Origin of the sequence: Cellulosimicrobium sp. KWT-B, from assembly GCF_002127155.1 — a bacterium.
In the GTDB taxonomy this organism is placed as follows: Bacteria; Actinomycetota; Actinomycetes; order Actinomycetales; family Cellulomonadaceae; genus Cellulosimicrobium; species Cellulosimicrobium funkei.
In genome coordinates this window covers 564,691-580,187 of sequence record NZ_NEDO01000003.1, presented here as the reverse complement: position 1 = coordinate 580,187, position 15,497 = coordinate 564,691, and the positions used below count along the sequence as shown (strand labels likewise).

Below are 15,497 nucleotides of genomic sequence, written 5' to 3'. Positions count from 1 at the left end.
GGTCACAGCCCGTGCCGCCCGCCGGACGGGCGACAGCCGCATGGTCGGCGGGGGAGGAGGGTCAGGTAGAGGTCGAGGGTTTCGGGCAAGTCTCCAGTGGGGGTCGAAGGTTGGGGTGGGCATCTCGGACGAAGCAGGCGCCTCCGACCTGCGGAGTTGACACCTCGGAACGGCGGTCGTTCACTGGAAGCGTTCGAACGTTTGTTCGAACGCTCAGCGGGTGCAGCACACCGCCCGCAGCAGTCGACGCGCGGTGCGCGTCCCGTCCGAGCAGCATCCCGGGAGGCGAGATGACCCTTCTCGCCGACCCCGCCGAACGGGCGGGGGCACCAGGCCCGACGGCTGCGGCCGTCGACAAGGCCGAGCGCGCCCGTGCCGCCCTGCGCCGTGCGGAGGAGCGGACGGGCGTCCGCCGACACCGCCCGGTCGTCGCCCCCGCGGCCCCGGAACCGCTCACCGCCCCGGCGGCACCGACCGTCGTCCCGCGCACCGAGACCGCCCCGCGTGCCGACACCGTCCCGCGTGCCGACACCGTCCCGCGTGCCGACACCGCCCTCCTCGCCGAGGTCGCCCCGCTCGCGGACGCCGCCGCCTCGCCGGTCGTGCGGCCCGCCCCCGCACCGCCCGACCCTCCGGCGCGCGCCCGCACCCGCCACGTCCGGACCTCGGGCGCGAGCCGGGACGCGGGCACGGACGAGCGGGTGTGGCCGGTGCACGACGTGCTCGCGCCGCTCCTCCCGCTCGGCGCCCTGCAGCGCGGCACCGTGCTGGCGGTGCGCGGCTCGACGAGCCTCCTGCTCGCGCTCGTCGCGCGGCCGTCGCGGGCCGGGGCGTGGACCGCCGCCGTCGGGTTCCCCGCCGTCGGGCTGCTCGCGGCCGCCGACGCCGGCGCGGACCTCGACCGCGTCGTGCTCGTCCCGCGGCCCGGCCCGGACGCGGCGCTCGCGATCTCGGCGCTCGTCGACGGCCTGGACGTCGTGGTCGTCGGGCCCGACGCCGCCCTCACCGACCCCGACCGACGGCGCCTGGCCGCGCGGGCGCGCGAGCGTGGGGCGCTGCTCGTCGCCGCGGGGACGTGGCCGGGCGCGCACGTCGCGCTCACCGTGACGGGCGGCGGCTGGTCCGGGGCGGACCGCGGCGCGGGCTGGCTGCGCCGTCGCACCCTCGTCGTCGAGCGCGCGGGCCGCGGGGGAGCCGCGCGCCCCGTGCGGCTCGAGGTCGAGCTCCCGCTCGGCCACGAGGACTGGCCCGCGTTCCTCGTCGAGGACGCCCGCGGCCCCCGGCCCGCGGCCGGGACCGGCGCCACCGTGGCCGGGACCGCCGTGACCGCCCACGAGACCGCCCGGGTCGACGACCCCGACCGGCCCTCCCGGCTCCGGCTCGTCGGATGACCACGAGCCCGACCCGCACGGCGGCCCTGTGGGTGCCGGACTGGCCGGTGCTCGCGGCGATGGCGGTGCGCGACGTCCCCGCGCACGTCCCCGCCGCGACGCACGACGGTCGCCGCGTCGTCGCCGTCTCCGCGACCGCGCGTGCCCACGGCGTGCGCCGGGGCATGCGCCGCCGTCGGGCCCGCGAGTGCTGCCCCGAGCTCGAGCTGCTCGACGTGGACGACGCGCGCGACGCCCGCGAGTTCGAGCCCGTCGCGCTCGCGGCCGAGACCGTCGTCGCGGGGCTGGAGATCACCCGGCCCGGCCTGCTGCTCCTGCCCGCCGCCGGGGCGAGCCGGTACCACGGGTCCGACGCCGCGCTCGCGGAGGCCCTCGTCGCGCGCGTCGCCGAGCGCACCGGCCACGAGAGCCAGGTGGGCGTCGCCGACGGCATCCTCGCCGCCGTGCTCGCCGCGCGGGACGCCGCCGTCGTCCCGCCCGGCCGCTCCGCCGCGTTCCTCGCGCCCCGGCCGGCGCGCGACCTCGTGCACGTCACCGCCCGGCCGGACGCCGCCGTCGCGGTCGACGAGCTCGTGGACCTCCTGGGCCGGCTCGGCGTGCGCACCCTCGGGGCGCTCGCGGCCCTGCCGCCCGCGACCGTCGAGGGGCGCTTCGGCGACCTCGGCGCGTGGGCGCACCGGCTCGCGCGCGGCGAGGACCTGCGCCCGCCCGCGCGGCGCCGCGTCGAGCCCGACGTCGCGGTGAGCGCCGAGCTCGACCCGCCCGCCGAGCGCGTCGACGTCGCGACCTTCGCCGCGCGCCGGCTCTCCGAGGACCTGCACGACCAGCTCGTCGCGCGCTCGCTCGTCGCCGGGCGCTTGCGCATCACGGCGCGGACCGTCGAGGGCGACGACCTCGAGCGCACCTGGCGGCTCGACGGGCCGGGCGCGATGAGCCCGGCGCGCCTCACGGACAAGGTCCGGTGGCAGCTCGAGGGCTGGCTCACCACCACGTCCGTCCGCGCCGGGCGCGCGGCCCGGGCCGGGAGCGGGGGCGGTCGCGGAGGAGAGCGGGGCGGCTCGCCCGGCGGGGCCGACGTCGTCCCGGGCGTCGCGCCGCTGGCCCGCCTGTCCCTCACGGCCGAGGAGGTCGTGCCCGCGGGAGCGGAGCAGCCGCGCCTGTGGGGCGCGTCGAGCGGCGAGGACGCGCGGGCCCACCGCGCGCTCGGGCGCGTGCAGGGCATCCTCGGGGGCGACGCCGTCCTGCGCGTCCAGGTCCAGGGCGGCCGCGACGCGACCGACCGCGTGCACCTCGTGCCGTTCGGGGAGGACGTCGCGCGCCCGCGCGACCCGGCCCTGCCGTGGCCCGGCGCGCTGCCGAGCCCCGCCCCCGCGCTCGTGCCCGTCGAGCCGCAGGACGTCGTCGTGCTCGACGACGCCGGGCGGCCCGTCGTCGTCGACGCCCGCCTCGCGATGAGCGGCGAGCCCGCGACCGTGCGGTGGCCGGCCCCCGCGCCGGAGGAGGGCCCGCGCCGTGCGGCGGCACGCCGGGACGAGACGGCGCTGCCCGGGCCCGGGTCGTCGCGCGCCGTCGTGGACTGGGCCGGGCCGTGGCCGCTCGCCGAGCGCTGGTGGACGCCCGCGCCCCGGCGCCGCGTGCACGTCCAGGTCCTGCTCGACGACGGCCGCGGCCTGCTCCTCGCGAGCGCGCGCGGGCGGTGGACCGTGGAGGGCCTGTATGACTGACCGGACCACCGGCCCGCGCTACGCCGAGCTCCACGCGCACTCCGCGTTCAGCTTCCTCGACGGCGCGTCCCACCCCGAAGAGCTCGCCGCCGAGGGCGCACGGCTCGGGCTCTCGGCGCTCGCCGTCACCGACCACGACGGCCTGTACGGCGTCGTGCGCTTCGCCGAGGCCGCGCGCAAGGTCGGTCTCCCCACCGTCTTCGGGTCCGAGCTGCACCTGCCCGCGCCGACCACGACCGGCGCGCCCGTGCTCGACCCGCCCACCGGCGTCCCTGACCCGCGCTCGACCCACCTGCTCGTGCTCGCGCGCGGCACGCAGGGCTACCGCAACCTGTCGCGCGCGATCGCGACCGCGCACCTCGCGACGGGCACCAAGGGCGCCGCCGACTACCGCCTCGAGCAGCTCGCGGCGGAGGCCGCCGGGCAGTGGCTCGTGCTCACCGGGTGCCGCAAGGGCGCGGTGCGGCGCGCGCTCGTCACGTCCGGACGCGCCGCGGCCCGCCGCGAGCTCGACCGTCTCGTCGCCCTCTTCGGCGCCGACAACGTGGCCGTCGAGATCACCACGACCGACGACCCGCGCGACGCCGACCTGCACGCGGCGCTCGCCGACCTCGCCGCCGACGCCCGCCTGCCGCTCGTCGCGACGACCGCCGCGCACTACGCCCACCCGCGCGACGCCGACCTCGCGGGGGCGCTCGCGGCCGTGCGCGCGCGCTCGTCGCTCGACGACCTCGACGGCTGGCTGCCCGGTGCCCCGACGACCCACCTGCGCTCCGCGGCGGAGATGCTCGCGCGCCACCCCCGGCACCCGCAGGCCGTCGCGACGGCGGCCGCGCTGGGGGACGAGTGCGCGTTCGACCTGCACCTCGTCGCACCCGACCTGCCGCCCTACCCGGTGCCGGACGGGCACACCGAGGCGACCTGGCTGCGCGAGCTCGTGCGGCGCGGCGGCGAGGACCGGTACGGGCCGCGCGGCCAGGAGAAGACCACGGGCGCGTGGGCGCAGATCGACCACGAGCTGCGCGTCATCGAGGACCTGCACTTCCCGGGGTACTTCCTCGTGGTCTACGACCTCGTCGAGTTCTGCCGCAGGAACGGGATCCTCGCCCAGGGGCGCGGCTCGGCCGCGAACTCCGCGGTCTGCTACGCGCTCGGCATCACGGCCGTCGACGCGGTGAAGCACGGTCTGCTGTTCGAGCGCTTCCTCGCTCCCGAGCGCGACGGCCCGCCGGACATCGACATCGACATCGAGTCGGCGCGGCGCGAGGAGGTCATCCAGCACGTCTACGAGACGTTCGGGCGCACGCACGCCGCGCAGGTCGCGAACGTCATCTCCTACCGGCCGAAGTCGGCGGTGCGCGACGCGGCCCGGGCGCTGGGGTACGACGTCGGGCAGGCCGACGCGTGGAGCAAGTCGATCGAGCGGTGGGGATCGCTGCGCGGTCCCGACCCGTCGTCGCCCGCGGCCGACCGGGCGGCGAAGGAGCGGGCGATCGCGGCGAAGACCCCGGGTTCCGCCGGCCCGGCCGCGCCGCGGGTCACGACGCGCACCGCCCGGAAGGACGCCGCGACGTCGCGCCTGTGGGGGAGCCGGGACTGGTCGCCCGACCTCACCGGCCGGGGCGCGCGCGTCGTCGACCCGCTCGCCGTGGACGAGGGCGACGTCCTGCGCGCGGACGACACGCACGACGTCGTGCCCGCGCACCGGCCGCCGTCGGCCGCGCAGGAGGGCGAGATCCCGGACGCGGTGCTCGACCTCGCCGACCGGATGCTGCGCCTCCCGCGGCACCTGGGCATCCACTCGGGCGGGATGGTCATGTGCGACCGCCCCGTCATCGAGGTGTGCCCCGTCGAGTGGGCGCGCATGGAGGGCCGCACCGTCCTGCAGTGGGACAAGGAGGACTGCGCGGACGCGGGGCTCGTGAAGTTCGACCTCCTGGGACTCGGGATGCTCACGGCGCTGCGCATCGGGTTCGACCTCGTGGAACGGCACGAGGGCGGGCCGCGCCTCGCGCTGCACACGCTGCCCGAGGACGACCCGGCGGTGTACGACCTGCTGTGCGCGGCCGACACCGTCGGCGTCTTCCAGGTCGAGTCGCGCGCGCAGATGGCGACGCTCCCGCGCCTGCGGCCCCGGACGTTCTACGACATCGTCATCGAGGTCGCGCTCATCCGCCCGGGTCCCATACAGGGCGGCTCCGTGCACCCGTACATCAACCGGGCGCGGGGCCGGGAGGAGGTGACGTTCCTGCACCCGCTGCTGGAGAAGTCGCTCGGCAAGACGAAGGGCGTGCCGCTGTTCCAGGAGCAGCTCATGCAGATGGCGATCGACGTCGCGGGCTTCTCCCCGAAGGAGTCCGACCAGCTCCGGCGCGCGATGGGGTCCAAGCGGTCGGTCGAGCGCATGGAGGAGCTGCGGGGGCGGCTCATGGACGGGATGCGGGAGAAGGGCGTCACCGACCCGGCCGTGCGCGAGGAGATCTACGACAAGCTCAAGGCGTTCGCCGACTTCGGGTTCCCCGAGTCGCACGCGTACTCGTTCGCGTTCCTCGTCTACGCGAGCTCGTGGCTCAAGGTGCACCACCCCGCCGCGTTCTACGCGGGGCTGCTCGCGGCGCAGCCCATGGGGTTCTACTCGCCGCAGTCTCTCGTGGCGGACGCGCGCCGCCACGGCGTCACCGTGCTGCGCCCCGACGTCAACGCGTCCGACGTCGAGGCGACGGTCGAGCGGCTGCCCGCCGACCATGCGGCTGCGCCCGCCGAGCATGCGGGTGCGGACCGTCCTGGCGCCCGGACGGGCGACAGCCGCATGCTCGGCGGGGAGGTGGGGGTCGATACCCGCTACGGGCCGGAGCCCGATCTCGGGCTCGCGGTGCGGCTCGGGCTCGCGAGCGTGCGCGGGCTCGGGAAGGACGCGGCCGAGCGCGTCGTCGCGGCGCGCGGGGCACCGGGGGAGGGGCGGGCCTTCAGCGACCTGCGCGACCTCGTGCGGCGCGTCGACCTCACGACCGCCCAGCTCGAGGGGCTCGCGACCGCCGGCGCGACCGACGGCCTCGGCGTGACGCGACGCGAGGCGCTGTGGGCGGCCGGCGCGCTCGCGCAGGAGGGTCCGGGGACGCTGCCGGGCGTGAGCGTCGGCGTCGAGGCGCCGGCGCTGCCCGGCATGACCGACGTCGAGACCGCCGTCGCCGACGTCTGGGCCACGGGCGTGTCCACCGACTCCTACCCGACGCAGTACGTCCGCGACGGCCTCACCGCGGCCGGGGTGCTCACCGTCGTCGGCGCCGTGGCGGTGTCGCGCGAGATCGAGGAGGTCGACGCGGCGGAGCGCGCGGCGGGCGAGGTGCCGGGCACGCGCCCGCACCCGCCGTCGCGCGTCGCCGTGGGCGGCGTCGTCACGCACCGGCAACGGCCCGGGACCGCCGGAGGCGTGACGTTCCTGTCGCTCGAGGACGAGACGGGCATCCTCAACGTCGTGTGCTCGCCCGGGCTGTGGCAGCGGTTCCGGAAGGTCGCGCGCGGGTCCGCGGCGCTCGTCGTGCGCGGGCGGCTCGAGCGGGCCGACGGCGCCACGAACCTCGTCGCGGAGCACCTCGCGCCGCTCTCGCTCCAGGTCGGCACGACCTCGCGCGACTTCCGCTGACGCGGGAGGCGGGGACCGCGGCGCCGCGGGCGGCGTGGTAGGAACGGACCGGGTGCCGCGCGTCCGCCGACGTCCGGGCCCGGACCGTCTCGCCGACGAGAGGAACCCGTGATGCCGCCCCGTCTCACCGCCCGCACGATGCTCTGGACCGGGCTCGGCCTGACCGTCGGGAGCGCGCTCGTCCAGAACATCGGGCTCATGAACGTCACCTACGCGTTCGTCGGTACCTGGTTCGTGGGCGTGCTGCTCACCGTGCTGCAGGTCGCGTTCACCGGGGGCGTCGTGCTCGCCGCGGGGTCGTTCGTCGTGCGGGCGCTCCAGCCCGACGACGTCGCCCCGCCCGGGCGGTCGCCCGCCGCGTCGCCGTGGGAGGACCGGGACAACCGGCTGTCCTGACCCGGGGCGCTCGCGGGCCGGTCGGCGGGCGCGGTCGGCGCGGCCTACGGGCCGACCGGCACCGCGACGCACACCTCGAACGTGTCCCGCGCGCGGCGCAGCAGGTACCGCACCTCCTGCGCCTCCTGCTCGTTCGCGTACTCGTCGCGGTAGCTCCAGCGCGCGTGCGCCCAGACGAGCGCGTCGCCGACCTCCTCGACCCCGACGAGGTGCGCGACCACGCCGACGAGCCCGCGCTCGCGGAACCCCCGGGCGAGCTCGGTCGTCGACGCGCGCACGTCCTCGGGGTCGCCGAGGAGCACCGAACCGGTCGTGCCGACGACGAGCGCCGGGAAGGCGTAGCTCTCGCCGATCGTGTCGAGGTCGCCCGTCGAGAGCGCGACGCCGTAGGTCGTGAGGAACGTGCGGACGTCGTCGGCGTCGAAGGACTCGGTGGAGGGCTCCATGGTCCCGTTCTACCCCGTCCGCCGCGCCCCGGCGCGGGCGGCGGGAGCTCCGGGGCCCGCGGTCAGGGCCGCAGGGCCGCGCCCACCTGCTCGAGGAGCGCGAGGTCCGCGAGGATCGTTGCGTGCTCGGCGGCGACCCGGGTTGCGTCGTCGGCGGGGTCCGCCGTCGTGCGCGCCGCGGCGGACGCGGTCGTGGCGGCACCGGGCGCGAGGACCGCGAGCCCGTGCTCGACCACCGGGACGAGGTAGTCGGCGTCGAGCACCACCTCGGTGCGCTCGACGCCGCGGGGCGTGCGCACCGCGACCGCGAACCCCGCGGTGGGGTGGGCGCCCGGGTCCAGGAGGAGCAGCCGGACGTCGACACCGCCCAGCCGCGTCGTGGCGACGATGCCGTCCGCCGAGCGCGTCACGGCGGGCGGCGACCACGCCGCCCCGGGCGGCGCGCCGACGACGGCGCGCGCCGCCTCGACGACGTGGATGCCGAGGAAGAACAGCCCGTCGCGCTCGTCGTGCGGGTCCGCCGGGCCGGACACCTCGACGGCGGGCCCGGGCGGCGACGCCGCTGGCCCGGGTGGCGACGACGGTGCCGCGGCGACGCGCGGCGCGACGGAACCTCCGTCGGCGGTCGCGAGGGCGGCGCGCGCCGCCGCGACCTCGGGCGCGAACCGCAGCGCGGACGCCGTCGTCACGGCCGTGCCGTGCGCGCGCGCCACGTCGAGCGTCGCCCGCGCGTCGGCCACCGACGCGGCGAACGGCTTGTCCACGAGCACCGGGACGCCCGCCGCGAGGAGCGCACGGGTCGCGGCGCCGTGCCGCCGCCCCGCGCGGTGGGCGACGATCGCGACATCGACGTACCCGACGACGTCGGGCACGGTGGTGTCGCCCGCGTCCAGGAGCAGCCCGCCGGCCGCGGCGAGCTCCGCGCGGCGGCCGGGCTCCCCGTCGACGAGCGCCACGAGCCGCACGCCGGGCCAGCGCCGCTCGGCGGCCACGAGCCGCACGTAGTGGTCGGCGTGGGACGAGTCGAGACCGACGAGGGCGAGGCGTAGCACGCGGTCGATCGTCGCACGGACGGCCGAGTTGCCCGGACCGTCGGACGGTGACGTCGGGCGGCGCCGACGACGGCCCGGGCGCGGTCGTCACCACGCCTGGGCGAGCAGCACCGCGAAGAGCTCGTCGGGGTCCGTCTCGAGCCCGCGCCCGGCGAACCACGCGGCCATCGTGCGGCAGTCGCGCAGCAGGAGCTCGGTGCCGAACGGGTTCGCCACGAGGTCCACGACCTGCGGCAGGTCGATGACGACGATCCGCTCGCCGTCCGCCAGGACGTTGTACGGCGACAGGTCGCCGTGCGCGTAGCCGAGCCGGGCGAGCACGGCCATGGCGTCGCGGACCTGGTCCCACCACGACGCGAGGAGGTCGCGGTCGGGCCGCGTGCGCGCGAGCCGTGGCGCGGCCTCGTGCGAGACGCCGTCGGACGTGCCGACGAACTCCATGAGGATCTCGTCGCCGTCGATCTGGACGGGGTACGGGACGGGCGCACCGGCCGACCACAGCTCGCACAGCGCGGCGAACTCCGCCGCGGCCCACTGCCCGGCCGCGACCTGGCGGCCGTAGCGCGACTTGCGGTCGAGGGCGCGACGGTCGCGCGTCCGGCGCACGCGGCGGTCCTCGGTGTAGACGGTGTCGCGCCGGAACGAGCGGTGGTCGAGGTCGCGGTAGCGCTTCGCGGCGAGCAGGCTGCGGCGCGCGGGGTCGCCGGGGACGGCCCGCTCCAGGAGGAAGACGTCCGCCTCCTTGCCGGTCTTGAGCAGGCCGAGCTCGGTGTCGAGGGCCGCGTCGGCCGTCACCACCCAGTCGGGGCGCGGCTCCGGCCCGCGCTGTCCTTTCTCGACGGCGGACCACGTGGACCAGCGCTGGTCGTCGCCGAGCGCGGCGTCGAGGACGCCGGCCTCGGCCTCGGCGTCGGCCAGGTCGGCGAGGCGCCGCAGACGGCGCGGCGGGGGAGTGCGGGGGTCGCGCGCCAGGGCGGGCGGGAGGGAGAGGTCGGGGTACGGCAGGTCGTGCTCGGGCACGGGGGGCTCCTCGGGGGAGGGGAGCGCGCGTCGCCGCGGCCGCCGGGCGGCGGTCGGGGACGGTCGTCGCGAACGGTCGTGGACCGGTCAGCGGCGGTGGGTGCTCCCGGGGGTGGTGGACACGCGAGCGGGGGTCGTCCAGCTCATGGCGTTCCTCCTCTCCTCCGGTGCCCGACGACGCGGGCGACGTGCTGCGACCGTCTCATCGCCGCGCGGCCCGGCGCAACGGAATTACGGCGGATACGATCGCGCCCATGACGGCGCCGTCGACGAGGGCTGCGGGACTGACGTCACGGGACGTCGCGGAACGCGTCGCCGACGGCAGGGTCAACCGGTTGCCGCCCCGTTCGGGGCGGACGACCTGGGACATCGTCCGGGCCAACACCGCGACGCGGATCAACGCCGTGCTCGGGGTGCTCCTCGTCCTGGCGCTGAGCACGGGCTCGCTCATCAACAGCCTCTTCGGTCTCGCGATCCTCGCCAACGCCGGCATCGGGATCGTCCAGGAGCTGCGTGCGAAGCGCACCCTGGACGCGCTGGCGATCGTGGGGCGGGCGCCGGTGCGCGTGCGCCGCGACGGGGCGGTGACGGAGGTCGACCAGGCGGACGTCGTCGTCGACGACGTCGTCGAGCTCGGCGCCGGGGACCAGGTCGTGGTCGACGGCCCGCTGGTCGAGTCCGCCTCGCTCGAGGTCGACGAGTCCCTCCTCACGGGCGAGGCCGACCCCGTCGTGAAGAGGCCCGGGGACCGCCTCCTGTCCGGGAGCTTCGTGGTGGCCGGGTCGGGCGCCTACCGGGCGACGGACGTCGGCCCGGCCGCGTACGCCGCGCGGCTCGCGCACGAGGCGAGCGCGTTCACGCTCGTGCGCTCGGAGCTGCGGTCCGGCATCGACTCGATCCTGCGGGTCATCACGTGGCTGCTGGTGCCCGCGGGCGTCCTCACGGTGGTGAACCAGCTCGTCATCTCGCGGCAGGGGTTCCGGCAGTCCGTGCTCGGCATGGTCGCGGCCCTCGTGCCCATGGTCCCCGAGGGCCTGGTGCTCCTGACCTCCGTCGCCTTCGCGATCGGGGTGGTCCGGCTCGGCCGACGGCGGTGCCTCGTGCAGGAGCTGCCGGCCATCGAGGGGCTGGCGCGCGTCGACGTGGTGTGCGCGGACAAGACGGGCACGCTCACGGAGAACGGGATGCGCCTCGCCCGGGTGGACGTGCTCGACGGCCCCCGGGACGAGGTGGAGCGCGCCCTGGCGGCGCTCGCCGCCCTCGACCCGCGGCCCAACGCGTCCGTCGCCGCGGTCGCGGAGGCGTTCCCGGACGCACCGGCCTGGCGGGCGACCGCCGTCGTCCCGTTCTCGTCGGCCACGAAGTGGTCCGGCATGTCGTTCGCGGACGCCGACGGCCCGCAGGGGAGCTGGGTGCTCGGCGCGGCGGACGTGCTGCTGGACCCCCGGTCCGACGTGGCCCGCCGGGCGACGGCGCTCGGCGCCGACGGCCTCCGGGTGCTGCTCGTCGCGTCGACCGACGCCCCGGTCGACGCCGTCGCCCCGGACGGAGGCGCCCCGGGGCACCTCGTCCCGCGGGCGCTCGTCGCGCTCGAGCAGCGGGTGCGCGCGGACGCCCGGCAGACGCTGGACTACTTCGACGCCCAGGGCGTCACGGTGAAGGTCGTCTCGGGCGACAACCCGGTGTCCGTCGCCGCGGTCGCGCGGTCCCTCGGCCTGGGCGGCCCCGAGACGTCGGTCGACGCCCGGACCCTGCCCGCCGACCGCGAGGAGCTCGCGACGGTCGTCGAGGGCGCCACGACGTTCGGCCGGGTGCGACCGGACCAGAAGCGGGCCGTCGTCGGGGCGCTGCAGGCGCGCGGGCACACCGTCGCCATGACGGGGGACGGCGTGAACGACGTCCTCGCGCTCAAGGACGCGGACATCGGCGTGGCCATGGGGTCGGGGAGCCCGGCCGCGCGGTCCGTGGCGCAGATCGTCCTGCTGGACGACCGCTTCGCGACGCTGCCGTCCGTCGTCGGGGAAGGGCGCCGGGTGATCGGGAACATCGAACGGGTCGCGCACCTCTTCCTCACCAAGACCGTGTACGCGGTGGTGCTGGCCGTCCTCGTCGGCCTCGCCGGGGTCGGCGCCTGGCTCCTCGGGGCCGTGCCCGTCTCCTACCCGTTCCTGCCGATCCACGTGACCGTCGCGGCGTGGTTCACCATCGGGGTCCCCGCGTTCGTGATGTCCCTGGCGCCGAACGACGAGCGGGCGCGCCCGGGCTTCGTGCCGAGGGTGCTCCGGCTCGCGGTGCCCGCGGGCGTGTCGATCGGCGTCACGACCTTCCTGTGCTACCTCGTGGTCGACCCGGGCGCGGGCGGGGCGTCGCTGGGCGGCCCGACGGACACGCTCGCCCCGGAGGAGGTCCGCGCGTCCACCGCCGCGCTCGTCACCCTGCTCGTGGGCGCCCTGTGGGTGCTCGCCGTCGTGGCGCGTCCGTACACGGGGTGGAAGGTTGTCCTGGTCGGCTCCTGCGCGGCGTTCTACGTGGCGCTCTTCAGCGTCCCCGCCGCGCGCGAGCTCCTGTCGCTCGACGTCTCCGACCCCGCGACGCTCGGCGTCGGCCTGGCGTGCGGTGCGCTCGCGATCCTCCTCACGGAGGCCCTGCGGTGGTCGACGGCGCGCGTCCCCCGCGCCCGCGCCGCCGGCTGAGGACGGGCTCAGGCCGCCCCGGACGCGAGGACCTGGATCGCGGCCACCACGCGCTCGTACGTCCCCAGGGTGTCGAAGCCCATCTGGTCGAGCGCCGACCACACGAACCCGACCGTCGCGTACAGCCCGACGGCCGTCGCGAGGATCCACTCGCGCACCGACCCCGTCGAGCCGAGCAGGGGGAGGGCGAAGCTCCCGCTCGGGCGCCACACGTCGTCGACGACGAGCGAGCGCCGCACCCAGCGCGGCGAGCGGATCTTCACCGGCCACAGCAGGGGGGCGCCGTTGGTCGTGAGCACGTCGCCGAGGATGTGGATCGCGACGCCGAGCCCGACCGCGACGGGGAGCCAGTTCCACTCCTCCGGGGAGAACAGGGCGACGAGCACGGCGACGGTGAGCGACGTCACCCACGGCACGAGCTTGCCGCGCCGCGTGAGCTTGAGCGCCTTGAGCGCGAGCGCGACGAGCAGCACGGCGAGCAGACCGCCGCCGACGTAGACCGTGCCGAAGCTCGCCGTCTCGACCGTGACGAGCCCCGCGAGCCAGGCGAGCGCGGTGAACACCGCGATGCCGAGGAACGAGTGCGTGCCCTGGCGGTGCCCGCCCGCGACCGTCTCCACGGCGTCGGACACCCACTCGCTCACGGGCGGCAGCGAGTGCGCGAACGTGCCGTTGTGGTGGTCGGCGTCGGGGAGGAGCGCGGCCCCGGCGCACACGACCGCACCCGTCATGACCCCGACCGACGACACGGGGTGCCAGCCGAGGGCGAACGGGGCCGTCGACGTCACGGCGATCCACGCCGCCGCACCGGTCGCGGCGTGGTTGGCACCCATCATGGCGGCGCATCTCCTGTCGTCGGGCCCGCGCGCGGTTCGTCGGCGTCGGGAGGTCTGTCCGGAACGTCCGGAACCCTACCCGGTGCCGCCGACAGTCCCGGTCGACCGCCCGGAAGGCCGACGACCTTCGCGCCGACGAGGAGAAAAGTGTGCCAAGCGGCCGAGTACCAGGCGGGCCGGTCGCCAGAGCCCGACCGGCCGAGCCCTGACGAGGAGGCGGAGGCCGTGTCCTGCGCGGAGGGCGCGCGGGGAGCCGGGGGTGGCGCGGGGGGCGGAGGGCGGGCGAGCTCGTCTGCGGTGAGGAAAGGCGGGCAGGCGGGATATCCGGGTGGTGCGCGGGCCGCGGTCGAAGATTCTCCGACGAATTCGGGAAATGGGGTTGTGCGGTTCAGGAAAGGCGCGTACGGTCTACCTCGGTCGACGACATTCCGGTGCGTCGACCACCCGACATGACCGAGAGGAGCAGTGCCGTGCGCGAACCCGTCCAGCATGACCGGCGACGTCCCGTCCTGCCCTGCGAGCAGCCGCGCGTCGTGCTGCCCGTGGCGTATCTCAGCGTGTCCTCGTTCCTCGCCGGCGGCCCCGGCGGTCCTGTCGTCTGACCACAGCGTCGTCACGACAGGCCGTCCCGGACATCGCCGGGGCGGCCTTTTTCTTGTGCGGGAATGCACCCGGTCGTGGTGCATTTCTCGTGCTGCCTTCCTGTTCTCTCCGCCGTCGGCGCGCATTTGTCGTGCGCCTGCGGTGAAAAGCACTGCCTTCGTGGTCCAACGGACACGACGCCGCTCTACGGAAGCGGAGACGGGGGTTCGACTCCCTCCGAGGGCACCTGGACGCTCGCGTCCCGTCTGCTCGACGTTAAGGAGCACCAGCGCGCGTAGCTCAGCGGACAGAGCGCCGGCTTCCGGAGCCGGGCGGCGGGGGTTCGAGTCCTCCCGCGCGCACCTCGCCGCCCCAGCCGGGGCGGCGTCATGATCGTCAGGACGACCCGAGGAGGTCAGCATCGTGAGCACCGAGGCCCACGCGTTCCCCGTCCCGCTGTCGGGCGCGAAGGCACCCACCCTCATGTGGGCGCACGAGCACGCCGTCGAGCCGGCCGCGCTGCAGCAGCTGCGCAACATCGCCGCGCTGCCGTGGGTCGAGGGCGTGCGCGTCATGCCCGACGTCCACCTGGGCAAGGGCGCGACCGTCGGCTCGGTCATCGCGATGCGCGACGCCGTGTCGCCCAACGCCGTCGGCGTCGACATCGGGTGCGGGATGATCGGCGTCCGCACGTCCCTCACGGCGGAGGACCTGCCCGACGACCTCGGACCGGTCCGCGCGCGCATCGAGGCCGCGATCCCCGTCGGCTTCCACGCGCACGACGAGCCGGTCGACCCGCACCGGCTGCGCTCGATCTCCGGCCGCGGCCCGGCCGAGGTCGCGCGCGGCGCGGACGCGTTCTGGTCGCGGTTCTCCGGGCTGCACGGGCGCGTGTCGGACATCGAGGGCCGCGCACGCCGTCAGCTCGGAACCCTGGGCGGGGGAAACCACTTCGTCGAGCTGTGCACGGACACCGACGGGCAGGTCTGGCTCCAGCTGCACTCGGGGTCGCGCAACATCGGCAAGACGCTCGCGGAGCAGCACGTCGCGGTCGCGAAGCGCCTGGAGCACAACCAGGGGCTCGTCGACCGCGAGCTCGCCGTGTTCCTCGGCGGCACGCCGGAGATGGACGCATACCTCGCCGACCTGTGGTGGGCGCAGGAGTACGCGGCGCGCTCGCGAGCGGTCATGATGACGCTCGTCGTCGACGCCGTGCGCGCGTCGTTCCCCGGCCGCGAGATCGCGTTCGACGAGGCCGTGAACGTCCACCACAACTACGTCGCGGTGGAGCACGTCGACGGCCAGGAGCTCGTCGTGACCCGCAAGGGCGCGATCCGGGCCGGGAAGGGCGACCTCGGGCTCATCCCGGGGTCCATGGGCACCGGCTCGTACATCGTGCGCGGGCTCGGGAACCCGGAGTCGTACTGGTCGGCGTCGCACGGCGCGGGCCGTCGCATGTCGCGCACGAAGGCGAAGAAGACCTTCACGCTCGACGACCTCGCCGCCCAGACGACCGGCGTGGAGTGCCGCAAGGACGCCGGGGTGCTCGACGAGATCCCGGCCGCCTACAAGGACCTCGACGAGGTCGTCCGCGCCCAGTCCGACCTCGTCGAGGTCGTCGCCCGGCTCACGACGCTCCTCTGCGTCAAGGGCTGACCAGGCGGTCCCGGCGCGGCGAGCAGGTGGTCCTGGCGCGTCCGGAGGTCCGGACGAG

General features: G+C 76.3%; 11 protein-coding genes and 2 tRNA genes. 9 read left to right on the top strand and 4 right to left on the bottom strand.

Features of this window, described 5'->3' with window-relative positions:
• Positions 1–290: 290 nt before the first annotated feature.
• The 4 genes from B9L22_RS12520 to B9L22_RS12505 all read left to right on the top strand — a co-directional run bounded on the left by B9L22_RS12520 (position 291) and on the right by B9L22_RS12505 (position 7,154).
• Positions 291–1,391 (top strand): hypothetical protein, encoded by a 1,101-nt coding sequence (locus B9L22_RS12520; RefSeq protein WP_086150595.1) that lies wholly within the window; start codon positions 291–293, stop codon positions 1,389–1,391.
• Entirely contained in the window at positions 1,388–3,115 is a 1,728-nt protein-coding gene (locus B9L22_RS12515; protein ID WP_086150594.1) for a DNA polymerase Y family protein, read from the top strand. The genes B9L22_RS12520 and B9L22_RS12515 overlap by 4 nt, the downstream gene beginning before the upstream one ends.
• Entirely contained in the window at positions 3,108–6,758 is a 3,651-nt protein-coding gene (locus tag B9L22_RS12510) for an error-prone DNA polymerase (RefSeq protein WP_086150593.1), read from the top strand. The genes B9L22_RS12515 and B9L22_RS12510 overlap by 8 nt, the downstream gene beginning before the upstream one ends.
• A gap of 111 nt (positions 6,759–6,869) precedes the next feature.
• A complete protein-coding gene (locus B9L22_RS12505; protein WP_086150592.1) occupies positions 6,870–7,154 on the top strand; it encodes a hypothetical protein in 285 nt (94 codons plus the stop codon).
• A 44-nt stretch (positions 7,155–7,198) separates the two neighbouring features.
• Here B9L22_RS12505 and B9L22_RS12500 read toward each other — a convergent pair whose 3' ends face one another.
• From B9L22_RS12500 to B9L22_RS12490, 3 genes are all read right to left on the bottom strand, one after another.
• The gene (locus tag B9L22_RS12500; RefSeq protein ID WP_086150591.1) at positions 7,199–7,600 is read right to left on the bottom strand and encodes a hypothetical protein; all 402 of its coding nucleotides are present in this window, start codon (positions 7,598–7,600) and stop codon (positions 7,199–7,201) included.
• A gap of 62 nt (positions 7,601–7,662) precedes the next feature.
• Positions 7,663–8,652 carry a Gfo/Idh/MocA family oxidoreductase gene (locus B9L22_RS12495; RefSeq protein ID WP_143317281.1) on the bottom strand — a complete coding sequence of 330 codons (990 nt, stop codon included), beginning with the start codon at positions 8,650–8,652 and terminating at the stop codon, positions 7,663–7,665.
• Between the two features lie 87 nt (positions 8,653–8,739).
• Positions 8,740–9,570 carry a serine protein kinase RIO gene (locus B9L22_RS12490; RefSeq protein ID WP_198947302.1) on the bottom strand — a complete coding sequence of 277 codons (831 nt, stop codon included), beginning with the start codon at positions 9,568–9,570 and terminating at the stop codon, positions 8,740–8,742.
• Positions 9,571–9,926: 356 nt separating this feature from the next.
• Between B9L22_RS12490 and B9L22_RS12485 the strand changes: the two genes are divergently transcribed.
• Entirely contained in the window at positions 9,927–12,365 is a 2,439-nt protein-coding gene (locus B9L22_RS12485) for an HAD-IC family P-type ATPase (RefSeq protein WP_086150589.1), read from the top strand.
• A gap of 8 nt (positions 12,366–12,373) precedes the next feature.
• On the opposite strand, the gene B9L22_RS12480 is transcribed toward B9L22_RS12485, so the two are convergent.
• A complete protein-coding gene (locus B9L22_RS12480; RefSeq protein ID WP_086150588.1) occupies positions 12,374–13,201 on the bottom strand; it encodes a metal-dependent hydrolase in 828 nt (275 codons plus the stop codon).
• 470 nt (positions 13,202–13,671) lie between these two features.
• Between B9L22_RS12480 and B9L22_RS20630 the strand changes: the two genes are divergently transcribed.
• From B9L22_RS20630 to B9L22_RS12465, 4 genes are all read left to right on the top strand, one after another.
• Positions 13,672–13,803 carry a hypothetical protein gene (locus tag B9L22_RS20630; protein ID WP_255376903.1) on the top strand — a complete coding sequence of 44 codons (132 nt, stop codon included), beginning with the start codon at positions 13,672–13,674 and terminating at the stop codon, positions 13,801–13,803.
• A 154-nt stretch (positions 13,804–13,957) separates the two neighbouring features.
• Positions 13,958–14,029 (top strand) — tRNA-Arg (locus tag B9L22_RS12475).
• A gap of 43 nt (positions 14,030–14,072) precedes the next feature.
• Positions 14,073–14,145: transfer RNA gene (locus B9L22_RS12470), tRNA-Arg, on the top strand.
• Positions 14,146–14,266: 121 nt separating this feature from the next.
• The gene (locus B9L22_RS12465; protein WP_086150699.1) at positions 14,267–15,439 is read left to right on the top strand and encodes an RtcB family protein; all 1,173 of its coding nucleotides are present in this window, start codon (positions 14,267–14,269) and stop codon (positions 15,437–15,439) included.
• Positions 15,440–15,497 lie beyond the last annotated feature (58 nt).

Bases quoted from the DNA above. Each gene is read 5' to 3' on its own strand.
- B9L22_RS12520 (WP_086150595.1), top strand. From the start codon at position 291: ATGACCCTTCTCGCCGACCCCGCCGAACGGGCGGGGGCACCAGGCCCG.
- B9L22_RS12515 (WP_086150594.1), top strand. From the start codon at position 1,388: ATGACCACGAGCCCGACCCGCACGGCGGCCCTGTGGGTGCCGGACTGG.
- B9L22_RS12510 (WP_086150593.1), top strand. From the start codon at position 3,108: ATGACTGACCGGACCACCGGCCCGCGCTACGCCGAGCTCCACGCGCAC.
- B9L22_RS12505 (WP_086150592.1), top strand. From the start codon at position 6,870: ATGCCGCCCCGTCTCACCGCCCGCACGATGCTCTGGACCGGGCTCGGC.
- B9L22_RS12500 (WP_086150591.1), bottom strand. From the start codon at position 7,600: ATGGAGCCCTCCACCGAGTCCTTCGACGCCGACGACGTCCGCACGTTC.
- B9L22_RS12485 (WP_086150589.1), top strand. From the start codon at position 9,927: ATGACGGCGCCGTCGACGAGGGCTGCGGGACTGACGTCACGGGACGTC.
- B9L22_RS12480 (WP_086150588.1), bottom strand. From the start codon at position 13,201: ATGATGGGTGCCAACCACGCCGCGACCGGTGCGGCGGCGTGGATCGCC.
- B9L22_RS12465 (WP_086150699.1), top strand. From the start codon at position 14,267: ATGTGGGCGCACGAGCACGCCGTCGAGCCGGCCGCGCTGCAGCAGCTG.